The sequence below is a fragment of the Agromyces sp. NPDC004153 genome (genome assembly GCF_053603635.1).
Genome location: NZ_JBSGFY010000001.1, coordinates 926,432 through 938,629, shown reverse-complemented (window position 1 = coordinate 938,629; position 12,198 = coordinate 926,432). Strand labels below are relative to the sequence as shown.

Annotated in this window: 12 protein-coding genes; 7 read left to right on the top strand and 5 right to left on the bottom strand. The window is 70.2% G+C overall.

The window, feature by feature from the left end:
- Positions 1-52: 52 nt before the first annotated feature.
- Genes ACWEOH_RS04440 through ACWEOH_RS04425 form a run of 4 tightly spaced genes read left to right on the top strand, consistent with a single transcriptional unit; the run spans position 53 to position 3,274 of the window.
- Positions 53-1,195: a 3-oxoacyl-[acyl-carrier-protein] synthase III C-terminal domain-containing protein gene (locus tag ACWEOH_RS04440; protein ID WP_452028607.1), complete on the top strand. Its 1,143-nt coding sequence runs from the start codon at positions 53-55 to the stop codon at positions 1,193-1,195.
- Positions 1,192-1,941, top strand: a complete 750-nt coding sequence (locus tag ACWEOH_RS04435; protein WP_452028605.1) for an iron-containing redox enzyme family protein — start codon at positions 1,192-1,194, stop codon at positions 1,939-1,941. The genes ACWEOH_RS04440 and ACWEOH_RS04435 overlap by 4 nt, the downstream gene beginning before the upstream one ends.
- 1 nt (position 1,942) lies before the next feature.
- Positions 1,943-2,794: a DUF6999 family protein gene (locus tag ACWEOH_RS04430; protein WP_452028604.1), complete on the top strand. Its 852-nt coding sequence runs from the start codon at positions 1,943-1,945 to the stop codon at positions 2,792-2,794.
- A gap of 3 nt (positions 2,795-2,797) precedes the next feature.
- Positions 2,798-3,274 (top strand): DNA alkylation repair protein, encoded by a 477-nt coding sequence (locus tag ACWEOH_RS04425; RefSeq protein WP_452028602.1) that lies wholly within the window; start codon positions 2,798-2,800, stop codon positions 3,272-3,274.
- Here ACWEOH_RS04425 and ACWEOH_RS04420 read toward each other — a convergent pair.
- Entirely contained in the window at positions 3,213-4,193 is a 981-nt protein-coding gene (locus ACWEOH_RS04420) for a methyltransferase family protein (protein ID WP_452028601.1), read from the bottom strand. The two genes, ACWEOH_RS04425 and ACWEOH_RS04420, sit on opposite strands and share 62 nt — an antisense overlap.
- 54 nt (positions 4,194-4,247) lie before the next feature.
- On the opposite strand from ACWEOH_RS04420, the gene ACWEOH_RS04415 reads away from it, so the two are divergent.
- Positions 4,248-4,991 (top strand): formylglycine-generating enzyme family protein, encoded by a 744-nt coding sequence (locus ACWEOH_RS04415; RefSeq protein ID WP_452028599.1) that lies wholly within the window; start codon positions 4,248-4,250, stop codon positions 4,989-4,991.
- Positions 4,992-5,051: 60 nt separating this feature from the next.
- On the opposite strand, the gene ACWEOH_RS04410 is transcribed toward ACWEOH_RS04415, so the two are convergent.
- The 4 genes from ACWEOH_RS04410 to ACWEOH_RS04395 all read right to left on the bottom strand — a co-directional run bounded on the left by ACWEOH_RS04410 (position 5,052) and on the right by ACWEOH_RS04395 (position 8,811).
- Positions 5,052-5,633: a dihydrofolate reductase family protein gene (locus ACWEOH_RS04410; protein WP_452028597.1), complete on the bottom strand. Its 582-nt coding sequence runs from the start codon at positions 5,631-5,633 to the stop codon at positions 5,052-5,054.
- A gap of 93 nt (positions 5,634-5,726) precedes the next feature.
- Positions 5,727-7,157: an APC family permease gene (locus tag ACWEOH_RS04405; RefSeq protein ID WP_452028595.1), complete on the bottom strand. Its 1,431-nt coding sequence runs from the start codon at positions 7,155-7,157 to the stop codon at positions 5,727-5,729.
- Between the two features lie 152 nt (positions 7,158-7,309).
- Positions 7,310-8,065: a sulfite exporter TauE/SafE family protein gene (locus ACWEOH_RS04400; RefSeq protein WP_452028593.1), complete on the bottom strand. Its 756-nt coding sequence runs from the start codon at positions 8,063-8,065 to the stop codon at positions 7,310-7,312.
- 74 nt (positions 8,066-8,139) lie between these two features.
- Complete coding sequence (locus ACWEOH_RS04395; protein ID WP_452028590.1) at positions 8,140-8,811, bottom strand: YdeI/OmpD-associated family protein; 672 nt, start codon at positions 8,809-8,811, stop codon at positions 8,140-8,142.
- Positions 8,812-8,898: 87 nt separating this feature from the next.
- Between ACWEOH_RS04395 and ACWEOH_RS04390 the strand changes: the two genes are divergently transcribed.
- Both ACWEOH_RS04390 and ACWEOH_RS04385 read left to right on the top strand, forming a co-directional pair.
- Entirely contained in the window at positions 8,899-9,243 is a 345-nt protein-coding gene (locus ACWEOH_RS04390) for a hypothetical protein (protein ID WP_452028588.1), read from the top strand.
- A gap of 470 nt (positions 9,244-9,713) precedes the next feature.
- Positions 9,714-12,140, top strand: a complete 2,427-nt coding sequence (locus ACWEOH_RS04385; RefSeq protein ID WP_452028586.1) for a M14 family metallopeptidase — start codon at positions 9,714-9,716, stop codon at positions 12,138-12,140.
- Positions 12,141-12,198 lie beyond the last annotated feature (58 nt).

The window sequence follows — 12,198 nt, the reverse complement described above, 5'->3', positions numbered from 1 at the left end:
CGCCCTGCACAGGTGTCAGACGAAGGTGGGCGTGTGGCCTATGGTCGTCACCATGGGCACGACGGCGACCGCATACCTCACGGGCTTCGGCCGGTACCTGCCCGGGGATCCGGTCGACAACGACGGCATCGCGGCGCGGCTCGGCGGCGACGACGCGGTCACCGAGCGCATCCGCCGCCGCGTGCTCGAGGCGAACGGCATCCGGCAGCGGCACTACGCTCTCGACGAGCAGGGCGAGCCGACCGAGCTCAACGAGGAGCTCGCCGTCAAGGCGCTCCGCGCCGCACTCGACGACCGGGGGATCGCGGCATCCGACCTGCGGATGCTGGCGTGCGCGACGACCATGGGCGACGTGCTCGTGCCGGGGTTCGCGTCGATGGTGCACGCGCGCCTCGGCGGCGGGCCGATGCAACTGCTGACCGCGTCGGGCGTGTGCGCGTCGAGCCTCGCCGCACTGGATGCCGCGGCGAGCAAGATCCGGCTCGGCGACCATCCGCGGGCCGCGGTCGTCGGCTCGGAGCTGGCGAGCCGAAGCTTGCGGCAGCGCCGCTTCGACGGCATCCGCGCCGGCATGGACTCGCACTTCCTGCGCTGGATGCTCTCCGACGGCGCCGGGGCCGTGGTCCTCGAGTTCCAGCCGCATCCGACCCGGCCGTCGCTGCGGCTCGACTGGGTGCGCCACGTCTCGCTCGCCCACGAGCACGACGTGTGCATGCGCGCCGGCATGGACGGGCCCGAGCCCGTCGTCGGGGGCACGTGGCAGGACGTCGACCTCGCCGACGCCGCGGCATCCGGCATGTTCGTGATCCGGCAGGACGTGAGCATGCTCGACGAGCTCGCCGACGCGGGACTGAAGCAGTTCGAGGAGCTCGTCGACATCGGGCTGGTCGACGTCTCGCACCTCGACCACGTGATCTGCCACTACAGCACCAACGTCTTCCGCGACCTCGCGTTCGACGGGCTGCGCCGCCGCATCCCGACGCTCGACACCGACCGCTGGTACTCGAACCTCGAGACGCGCGGCAACACCGGGTCGGCGAGCATCTTCATCGCCCTCGAGGAGGCGTGGCGTTCGGGCCGATTCGCGCCCGGCGAGACGGTGCTGCTGGCCGTGCCCGAGTCGGGACGGTTCTCGTTCGCCTTCGCCCACCTCACCGTGGTCGCCCCACCCGATCAGCAAGGAGCATCGACATGACTGACACGACGACCACCACGACCGCCGACGCCACGACCACCGGCTCCGCCGCGCCGCTTGCCGACGGCACCGGCGCCGGTACAGGCACCGGCGCCGGCACGCTCGCCGAGCGACTCGCCGGGGTGTGGATCGAGCTCGAGGAGCGCCTCGACCGCGTGCCCATCCTGCAGCGGCTCGCCGACGGCACCGTGACCATCCGCGACTACGAGCGACTGCTCTTCAACCTCCGCCAGCAGGTCGTCGACGGGTCGCCGTGGATCTCGCGCGCGGCATCCAACTTCGACATCGAGCACTTCACGCTGCGGGCAGCGGCGATCAAGCATGCCGAGGAGGAGCACCGCGACTACCTCATGCTCGAGCGCGACTACGTCGCCATCGGCGGCTCGCTCGACGAACTGCGCAGCGGCCGCAAGAACCTCGGCTCCGAGGCGCTCTCAGGCTACATGTTCCACTACGCCGACCAGCCCAACCCGGTCGGGCTCCTCGGCGCGATGTTCATCATCGAGGGGCTCGGTGCGAAGCGCGCCGCGGGGTGGGCCGCTCGATTCCAGGAGGTGCTCGGGCTCGCCGACAACCAGGTGCACTTCATGCAGTACCACCAGGAGGCGGACGGCGCGCACACCGGCGACCTCGAGGCGATCCTGACGTCGGGCATCATCGACGACGCGGCCGCCGACGAGATCGTGCGGTGCGCGCAGGTGGTCGCCCGGCTCTACGCGCTGCAGCTCGAGGAACTGGACCGCTGACATGGCGGAGTTCGTCCGCTCCGACCCGAGCATGTGGGAGGCGGTGTACGCCGACCCCTCCGTGCCGCTGGACCGCGCGCTGGTGCGCCTCATCATCGACGACCAGCGCCGCCTCTCGCGGCGCTGGCTCTACCCGATCGCCCGCGTGTTCTCGCGCATCCTGGTCGCGCTCATCTCGATCGTCAAGCGCGTGCTGCCGTTCCGGTGGATGCCGCTGCACACCATGGACGTGCTGTGCGTGTGGTTCCTGCGGCGCTTCGTCTCGCCCGACGCCGTCGAGCTGCTCATCCGGCATTTCGTCGTGGAGACCAACCTCGTCAACTTCATCATCCGCAACACGCCCGTCGCGATGGAGCCCGTCACGCTGCGACCCGAGGCGCTCTCGGGGCTCGGCGACCAGGCCGTCGTCGAGCACGACGTCAACGTGTACGACGTGCTCATCGCCCTCGACGCGGTGCCGCTGACCCGACCCGAGACGCTCGACTTCACGCAGCTCGACATCCCGCCGCTCGACGCCGAACGGTGGCGCCGACGCTACCTCCGCCTCGACATCCAGACCGCCCTCTGCTTCATGAACATCCCGTTCTCGATGGCGCTCACGGTCGAGGAGTACCGCCGAGCCGTGCACTCGATCCGGTTCGACGACTCGTTCCTCGAGATCCTCGCCCTCGTGACCGACGACGACACGTTCCGGCACTGGAAGCTCGCGGGCATGAGCCTCTGGATGGACTCGAACGTCGACGTGCCGCGGATGGTCTACCGGCACGCGCTCGTCTGCGAGTACGCCCACGCCCGGCTCGTGAAGCTCGCCGGCGGCGCGTATCCGCGCGACACCCACGCCGAGTTCGACTGACTCGTGGCCTCTCCCGCCGCCGAGTTCATCGACCGCACGCTCCAGGCAGAGGGCTCCGAGTTCCGGGCCGAGACCGACGCGGAGCGGATCGGCGGCGGGCTGCGTCACTACGGCGCGTCGGTGGGGGCGGTCCGCGGCACGGTGCGTGACGCGGGGCGGCGGCATCCGGACATGACGCACGACGAGGTCACCGCGCTCGCCGCGGAGCTCTGGGCCGAGCCGGTCTACGAGCGCAGGCTCGCCGCGATCGTCCTGCTCCAGGGGAACGTCCGGATGCTGCGGGGCAGCGACCTCACGCGACTCGAGCAGTTCCTGCGCGACGCCCGCGCCCGCGAGCTCGTGGACCCGATCGCCACCGACGTCGTGCGCCCGCTGCTCGACCGGCTCGAGGGCGCGGAGGCGACGAGAGCACTGCGGATCATCGAGCGATGGGCGATCGATCCCGATCCGAACCTGAGGCGGGCTGCGTCGCTGCTCTGATCGTCGGCCCAGCGGATGCCTCGACGGCGACACCGAATCGCGGCCACCAGCACCGCACGGAGCTGCGGTACCGCCGGAACGCATCGCCGAATCGAGCCTCGAGGTCGGCCTCCTCGTGCGGTCGGACGGCGAAGTTCCACACCAGCGATCCGGCGATGGCGTACGCGACCACCAGCCACGACGAGAGCATCAGCCCGACCGCGACTCCCTGCGCGATCCCCGCGATCGCCATCGGATTGCGGACGAACCGGTAGGGACCCGCGATGACGAGTCGGTTGGGCATCGCCGCGGGCAGCGGAGTGCCGCGGCCGATCGCCGACATCGTGGCGGCCGACCAGAGGCCGAGGCCGCTCGCGAACAGGAACAGCACGAAGCCGACGGGTGCCACGACGGGAGGGAACGGGATCGCCAGGCCCCAGCGCGCCTCGACGAAGTTCAGGGCGAACGGGATCGCCGCGAGGAAGACGCCCCAGAAGACCAGGGTCTGCACCGCCGTGGCGAGTACATGCCTGGTCACGCCGGCGCCGGCGGAGGCTGGTCGGAAGGCGAACGGGCCGCGGGCGACGACCCATTCGGTGGGAATCCGTCCCAGCAGCATCAGCGACAATGCCGCCGACGAGCCGGCGGCCGCCGCCACCATCAGGAGTGCTCCCCAGACGGCCTCCGTCGTCAGGGTGGCGTACACCGCCATGGCTCCGGTGACGATGATCGTCCATCCGGTGGTCACCACGGCGGCGACTCGCAGCCCGAGCGCGGCCGCTGCCGACGCCACCACGAACAGCGGGATGTCGAGTGCCGCGACGATCACCGGGTCGAGGACTCCCAGGGTTGCCTCGCGCACGACGGGAACGGCGAATACGGCGATCCACCACACGGTGCCGGCGAGGGCCTGCGCGGCGTAGTACAGGCGGGCCCACATGGCGGCACCATAGCATCGGCGACGACGACGAGAGCGCCGTGCGAGACTGCACCGGTGGACGACATCGAGCTCGCCAGAATCGCGGGCGGCACCGTGGGGCTCCACGACGCGCGTCGCACGGTGCGCTGGAGCGTCGAGCTCGAGCCGTTCGAGATCGGCGTCTACCCGGTGACGCAGGAGCAGCTCGGCGAGCTGCTCGGCGAGACCGCGTCGCATCCGCGCCGGCCCGCCACCGACGTGAGCTGGCTGCGTGCCATCCGGTTCTGCAACGCGGCATCCGAGTGGGAGGGGCTCGATTCGGCATACACGTTCGACGGCGAGGACGTGACCTGGCATCTCGACGCCGACGGCTACCGCCTGCCGACCGAGGCGGAGTGGGAGTTCGCGTGCCGGGCCGGGTCGACGGGTCCGCACTACGGACCGCTCGCCGAGATCGCCTGGACGAGCGCCGACGGCGTGACGACACCGCAGGACATCGGCGGGAAGCATCCGAATCTCAACGGGCTCTTCGACACCCTCGGCAACGTGTGGGAGTGGTGCTGGGACCTGCTCGACCCCGCGCGGTACGACGACTATCGCGTCTTCCGCGGCGGCGGGTTCGCCGACGACGCGTGGAGCGTTCGGGCGTCGACCCGTCGCGGGGGAGCGCCGCGCATGCATCACGAGGACGTCGGGTTCCGTGTCGCGCGCGGCGGCTTCGACGCGACGGATGCCGCGCAGGGGTGGTCCGCGCAGGCCGACCTCGAGCGCGCCGACCTCGACGGTCCGACGCCGTTCGGGTGGACGCCCAAGCGCTGAGCAGGTCGACTCCGACCTGGTGGCGGTCAGCCGCCGGCCGTCGGGCGCGCCGTCCCGCGGCTACTTCACGACGCGGTAGCGCAGGTGCGTCGCGGCATCCGTGTCGACCACGACGGGCCCCTCGAGCTTCACGTGCCGATCGATCCACGAATCGCCGAAGAGGGGCGTGCCGCTGCCGAAGAGCACCGGCACGAGGTGGATCGAGATCTCGTCGACGAGCCCCTCGGCCAGGTACTGCCGGGCGAGGTCGGCGCCGCCCATGATGCCGACGTCCTGGTCGCCGGCGGTGGCGCGGGCGGCGTCGAGCGCCGAACGGATGTCGCCGACGAACGTGTAGACGCCGTTCTCGGGAACGTCGTCGGGTGTGTCGTGGCTCACGACGAACAGGGGGATCCGTGCCGGACCCGTCGGGCCGTCGGCTCGCCACCACTTGATCGAGTTGTCGTAGGTGCGACGCCCCGCGATGACGGCGCCCAGGCGTGCGCCGGCCTGCTCGAGCAGTTCGCGGTCGCGCTCGTCGCCGGCGAACGCCCAGTCGTGCAGCCGTTCGCCGTCGACGCCCATGCCGACGTCGGGCGTCATGCCGCTCGCCGCGATGAAGCCGTCGAGCGACATGCTGATGTCGAAGATGACCGTACCCATGATGAGCTCCTCTCTCGGAAACGTACGCTCACTGACGCGTCGAACGGGGAGGTGCCGGGATCGACATAATGGGGGGTCTCGTACCCCCACTGATCACTTCTCGGCGTCGAGGCGCTGCCGATCGGCGTCGAGCAGCGCGTCCTCGCCCTCGTCGCCCTCGGCGATGACCTCGTCCTCCTGCAGCGAGAGGCGCAGGCGGCGGCGGAACAGTCGGGTCATCACGAGCAGCGCGACGAAGCCGATCGCAAGCCAGATCAGGCCGTAGGTCATCGCCTCGCTGCTCACGTTGAGCCAGAGCACGACCGTGAGCACCACGCCGATCGTCGGCAGCACGACGTTGCGCACGACCTGCCAGAGGGTCTTCACCTCGCGGCGACGGACCGCGAAGTGCAGGATGACCGCGAGGTTCACGACCGTGAACGCGATGAGCGCACCGAAGTTGATCAGCGAGAACACGAAGTCGAGGTCGGCCACGGCAGCGCCGAGCGACACAACGCCGACGAGGACGACGGCGACCGCCGGGGTGCGGAAACGCGGGTGCACGTACGACAGGCGTCGCGCGATCGGGCCCGAGCCATTGCGGCCCATGACGTAGATCATGCGCGACACGCTCGCGTGCGAGGCGAGGCTCGACGCGGCGGCCGCGGCGATCGCGGCCGAGACGAAGAAGATCTGGAACAGCATGCCGCCGACGGAGAACGCGATCTCGGGCAGCGCGGTGCCCTCGGTGAAGCCCTCGGTGACCGGGAAGAGCGACTGCGCGAACCACGCGGCCGTGAAGAAGATGGCGCCGCCGATCAGCAGCGCGAGCACGATCGCCTTCGGCACCGTGTGCGCGTCCTTCGCCTCCTCGGTGTACATCGTGATGGCGTCGAAGCCGATGAACGAGAAGCACACGATCGTGGCGGCGCTGACGACCGTCGCGATCTGAACGTTGGCGTGGTACAGCGGCTCGATGCTGAACGGCGTCCCGTTGCCGGCGCCCTGGGCCAGCGCGCCCCAGGCGAGCACGACGAAGACGGCGATGAGCACGACCTGGAAGACGAGGAGGGTCGCGTTCACGCGCGAGGTCGACGAGATGCTCCACAGGTTGAGCAGCGTGATGAGTGCGACGTAGCCCACGACCCAGATCCATCCGGGCACGTCGGGGAAGAACGACTCGAAGTACTGGCGCACGAGCAGCGCGTTCACGAGCGGCAGCAGCAGGTAGTCGAGGAGCGCGGTCCATCCGACGAGGAAGCCGACGTTCGGGTGGATCGTCTCGGACGCGTAGGTGTACGCCGACCCGGCGGACGGGTAGACGCGCGTCATCCGCCCGTAGCTGAGCGCCGTGAAGAGCATCACGACGAGCGCGAAGAGGTACGCGAGCGGCACGACCCCGCCGCTCTCCTCCGAGACGTAGCCGAACGTGTCGAACACCGTCATGGGCGTCATGTACCCGAGTCCGAGGGCCACGATGGCCCAGAGGCCGAGGGAGCGCCGGAGCTTGGTGGGGTTGGCCGTCCGTACGGAAGTGGTGGTCATCGTGGATCCTGTCGTCGCCATTGTCGAGCGAGGTGACATTACGCCAGCCGACTCTCGCCGGGCATGGACATGACGGCGAATCCGCGGCGACGGATGCGCCGCGATGTCGAACCTGTCTGCGGGCACGGCGCGGCCCGCGCGCCCACAGCGCCCTACGCGCGCACGAGCAGGAAGATGCCCGACGACAAGGTGAGCACCAGGACGATCCGCTCGAACCACAGCGGTGAGATCCGGCGCGCGACGGCGCGCCCGCCGAGCGCGCCGAGGATCAGCGCGGGAACGAGCACGAGGTCGAGCAGGAGCGACTGCCAGGTCATGAGGCCGAGCCCGACCGAGAACGGCACCTTGAAGGCGTTCACGAGCAGGAAGAACCAGGCTGCGGTGCCGAGGATCGCCTGCACCGGGAGGCGGGATGCCACGAAGTAGAGGGTCATCACCGGCCCGGCGGCGTTGGCGATCATCGTCGTGAACCCGCCGAGCGGTCCGAACACGTAGGCGAGCCCGCTCGGAACGGGTCGCGGCTCGGCCGCGCTGCGGCGCTCCCGGAGCAGGAACGTCACGCGCAGCATCACGAGGAGGATGAGAATCGCGCCAATGATCCGGCGCACCGCCGCGTCATCCGCGAACCAGAGCACGGCCACGCCGAGCAGCACGCCGGCGACGACCGAGGGGATGAGCCGGCGGAGGATCGTCCAGTCGGCATGGGCGTGGTACATCCGGACGGCGATGAGGTCGCCCACGAGGAGCAGGCCGAGGACCGCGCCCGTCGACGCCTTCGCCGGCAGGACGGTCGCGAACAACGCCGCCGGGATCGGGCCGAACGCGGGCATGCCGCTCTTCGACGCGCCGACCGCGAGGGCGGCGACCGCGAGCAGCAGCCACTCGAGCGGGGTGAAGGCGGGCACCATGCCATCCTCGTACGGCGACGCCGTCGGCTCGATTCGCATGACGCGCGTGGGTCATCGACGTTCGTCGAGCGAGTTCAGGCCTCGGATGCCGCGGCGCGGGCCGCCTCGGCCGCTCGCTCCACCCACTTGGGCACCTCGCCGTAGCGCTGCGGCGGCACGAGCCGGCCGGCGGCGCTGTCGTCGATCAGCTGGGCAAGCCGGCGCTCGCGGGTGGACTCCTGCTTCGCGGTGAGGATCCAGTGCACGACGAGGCGGCGGTAGGTCGGGGTCGCGGCTTCCCAGAACGCCGTGGCCGCGGCATCCGCCGCCAGTTGCTCGGCGAAGGTCGGCGGCAGGTCTTGGGCCGGGTTCTCGAAGGAGTAGACGCCCGACCGGTCTTCACGCCGACGCGCGAACGCCGCGACGCCGGCGGGATGCATGCGTCCCTCGTTCGTGAGTCGCTCGACGAGCGCGATGTTCACGGCCGACCAGTTGCTGCCCGCCTTGCGCGGGGTCCACCGCTGGCGCCGCGCGTCGTCGTCGATGCGCTGCGAGACCGAGTCGATCCACCCGAAGCAGAGGGCCTCGGGCACGGCCTGCTCCCAGGTGAGGCCGCGGTCTGGCACATGGCGCTTGTTGAGGCCCATCCACAGCTCGCTCTCGGTCGCGTGGTTGGCCTCGAGCCAGGCGCGGAACTCCTCGGGCCCGGTGAAGAACACCGCAGGTCGTTCGGGCGAACCGCAGGGGGTGCCGATGCTCGTGGCCATGCGACGAGTCTGCCAGCAGCCACCGACGCGATCGTCGCGTGGTCAACCCCCTGACGGCATCGGGGACGACGTTCGTAGATTGGTCCCATGATGCACGTGACCTTCGCGGACAAGTCGCTGCTGCTCGGCGACGATGCCGCCCTCGCGTTGCTCGACTACGCGACCGCGCTCGCGGACCATGGCCGGGCCGACCAGGTGACGCTGCGTGCGATCGGCAACGACGGGAACGAGGTCGACGTGAAGATGGTGCTGGACGCCGGCATCATCATCGCGGCGGAGACGACCAACATCACCGTCGAGCCCCCCGACAACGCCTTCAACATCGCCGACATCCGTCGCCGGCTCAACCGCCTCACCCATCGCGTCGCGCCCGCGCCCACCCCCTCGGACGGGTTCGAGCCCGACGGCGACCACTGGCCTGAGGAGTACTGACCCGCTGACGCCCTGATCCGCCTTCGGCCCGAGGCGGCGAATTCTTGCGCGCCGATTCCGACTGGAAAGCGGTTGCAGGCGAGCGTTGCGTCGCATGCATGCGGCGATCGGCATGCGCCCAGGATGCCCGGTCGGGCCGTGAAACCGGCGTGACGCACGCGTCCCGGCAGCGCTTGCAGGGCGGAGGCGCGTCTCCGTTTCGCTGTCCGCCTTTCGGGGGACCGTGCGCGGCTTCTGCCGATCAACCGACGCAAGATTGCACACTGCGCAATTCACACGCGTCAATTCCGGACTATTGACGCTCGAAGGCGCCATCCGCTAGACAGATCCGCAAGCACCGGCCCGACTCCACCCGAAGGCGTGTCGGTGCCGTCGGAGTGACGCCTCCCCTGCATCACCCCCTCGGTACGACTCCGGCTCGACGGCACCACAGCGCCACCGCAACGAGGAGGGAATGCCTGATGTACACGTTGAGAAGGAAGAGGGCGATCGGGGGGTCGGCGGTCGTCGCCGCACTGCTCGGCCTCACGCTCACCACGCTGACGCCCTTGGGCGCGGCCGCCGGCTCGGAGCCGCCGCCCGAGCTCACGCGCGACGCCGACGAGGAGGTCAGCGTCGTCGAGGTGAACCTGGCCGACCACACCGAGCTCGACCGGCTGGTCGACACCGGCGTCGACCTCGACCACGCCGCACACCTGAACGCCGACGGCACGATCACGGCCCACGCCGTGATCAGCGACGGCGAGGCCGACGCACTCCGCGCCCGCGGCTTCTCGGTCGGCGGCACCCTGCACGACGAGGACGATACCGAGGCCGTGCTCGCCGAACGCGACGCGACGATCGCCGCCGCCGTCGCGGAGAACGAGGAGTTCGCCGCCGCGGCCGCCGCCGACGCCGCGGACGTCAAGATCATCCGCGCCGACTACTACACGCAGTTCGGCGTCGGCTACCTCTCGGTCGAGGCGAAGTGGGCCGACGGCCAGACCAACGCCGCCCAGCTCACGGTCCAGCGCGACAGCGGCCCCGGCACCGAGCTCGGCTCGGGCGGCACGCAGAACATCAGCCGGTTCGTCGACGCCGGCGTCTACCTGTACCACCGCGGTGCGTCGACGGTCACGACCCGGCCGGACACGATCAGCATCACGAGCCCGACGGGCGACGTCGCCACCGCCAAGGTGAACGACTGGCTGCCCATCGAGGGCGACACGACGTGGGGTCCGAACTACCAGACCGACTTCATCACGTCGTACCTCACGCCGACCGAGCTCTACGACCGGGTCAAGGCGCTGGCGGCGGAGTTCCCCGAGATCTCCGAGATCGTCGAGCTGCCGAACCAGACGAACGGCTACCGGCGCCACGCGCAGGCCGTGCTCGGCACCGCGAACGCCAGCCGCGTCGCGATCGACTCGACGGCGTGGGGCCACGAGGGCGGGAACGACGTCACCGTCGCGCTGACCTCGCCGGGCACCGCGAACGCGTCGCTGTCGGTCTCCGTCACGGGATCGGCGATCGCGGTCTCGCTGGCCACGAACGCCGCCGGCGCCGTGACGAGCACCGCGGCCCAGGTGGTCGCGGCGATCAACGCGTCGCCTGCGGCATCCGCCCTCGTCGTCGCCTACACCTACCGCGGCAACGCGGGAACGGGTGTGGTCGCAGCAGGCTCGGCCGCGCTCACCGACGGACTGTCGGCACCCGCCTCGGTGTCGCGCGATCCGCAGCCGGTGTACGCGATCCGGATCGGCAAGACGCGCGACGGCTCGAAGCCCGGCGTGCTGGCCTACGCGCAGGAGCACGCGCGCGAGTGGGTCCCGCCGCTCGTGGCGATCGAGTCCGCGGAGCGCCTGCTGCGCAACTACGCGCAGGACGCGTCGACGAAGCAGCTGGTGAACAACCTCGACATCTGGATCGTCCCGTCGGTCAACCCCGACGGTGGTCACTACTCGTTCTACGACTTCGCGTCGCAGCGCAAGAACATGACCAACCACTGCGAGCGCACGGGGAGCGCCGACTTCCTGGCCCGCACGAGCTGGGGCGTCGACAACAACCGCAACTACGACACGTACAGCCTGTTCGACGGCTTCAGCGGCGCGTCCTCGTCGTGCACCAGCGGCACGTACGCGGGCCCGGCGGAGCTGAGCGAGCCCGAGAGCGCGAACATCGACTGGATCGCGGGCGCGAACCCGAACATCAAGTTCGCGATGAACCTGCACAGCTCGGGCAACTACTTCATGTGGTCGCCCGGCGCCTACACGACGCCGGACCGCGGCTCCTCGCCGCGCCCGACGCTCGAGGAGGAGTCGTACTTCTGGGGCGCCTCGGCGCGGATCCTCACGGAGATCAAGCGGTACCGCGGCATGTCGGTGACACCGGCGCGCACGGGCCCGATCTCGGACGTGCTGTACTCGGCGGCCGGCAACTCCGGTGACATGCTCTGGTACAAGTACGGGATCTACGCGTGGAACTTCGAGGTCGGTACGCAGTTCCAGCCGCCCTTCGAGAGCGAGGACCCGACGGGCGCGTCGGCGCACGCCGAGTCGCAGGAGTTCGCCAACGGGCTCATCGAGCTCATGCGCGTGGCGCACGACTTCGACACGGACTCGCAGCGTCCGACGAGCACCGTCAAGGTCGCGGCGGGCGCCGAGGCCGGCATGGTCGACCTCACGTTCGAGGTCTCCGAGTCCGCAGCGGTGTTCTACACGCTCGACGGCTCGAAGCCCACCTACGAGTCGACGCTGTACGGCACCGCCGGCATCCGCGAGGGCGCCGAGGTGCTCACCGTGCCGGCCGGCACGACGGTCAAGTGGTTCTCGGTGGACTCCGCCGGGAACGTCGAGAAGAACTACCGCCCCGACGGGAGCGGCAAGAACTTCAACACGACGACGGTGACCACCCCGTAGCGACCATCGTGTGAGCCGGCTGCGGCCGCGGCGTTCCCTCAGGACGCCGCGGCCGCAG

Bases quoted from the DNA above. Each gene is read 5' to 3' on its own strand.
- ACWEOH_RS04440 (WP_452028607.1), top strand. From the start codon at position 53: ATGGGCACGACGGCGACCGCATACCTCACGGGCTTCGGCCGGTACCTG.
- ACWEOH_RS04390 (WP_452028588.1), top strand. From the start codon at position 8,899: ATGATGCACGTGACCTTCGCGGACAAGTCGCTGCTGCTCGGCGACGAT.
- ACWEOH_RS04405 (WP_452028595.1), bottom strand. From the start codon at position 7,157: ATGACCACCACTTCCGTACGGACGGCCAACCCCACCAAGCTCCGGCGC.
- ACWEOH_RS04400 (WP_452028593.1), bottom strand. From the start codon at position 8,065: ATGGTGCCCGCCTTCACCCCGCTCGAGTGGCTGCTGCTCGCGGTCGCC.
- ACWEOH_RS04430 (WP_452028604.1), top strand. From the start codon at position 1,943: ATGGCGGAGTTCGTCCGCTCCGACCCGAGCATGTGGGAGGCGGTGTAC.
- ACWEOH_RS04395 (WP_452028590.1), bottom strand. From the start codon at position 8,811: ATGGCCACGAGCATCGGCACCCCCTGCGGTTCGCCCGAACGACCTGCG.
- ACWEOH_RS04420 (WP_452028601.1), bottom strand. From the start codon at position 4,193: ATGTGGGCCCGCCTGTACTACGCCGCGCAGGCCCTCGCCGGCACCGTG.
- ACWEOH_RS04435 (WP_452028605.1), top strand. From the start codon at position 1,192: ATGACTGACACGACGACCACCACGACCGCCGACGCCACGACCACCGGC.
- ACWEOH_RS04410 (WP_452028597.1), bottom strand. From the start codon at position 5,633: ATGGGTACGGTCATCTTCGACATCAGCATGTCGCTCGACGGCTTCATC.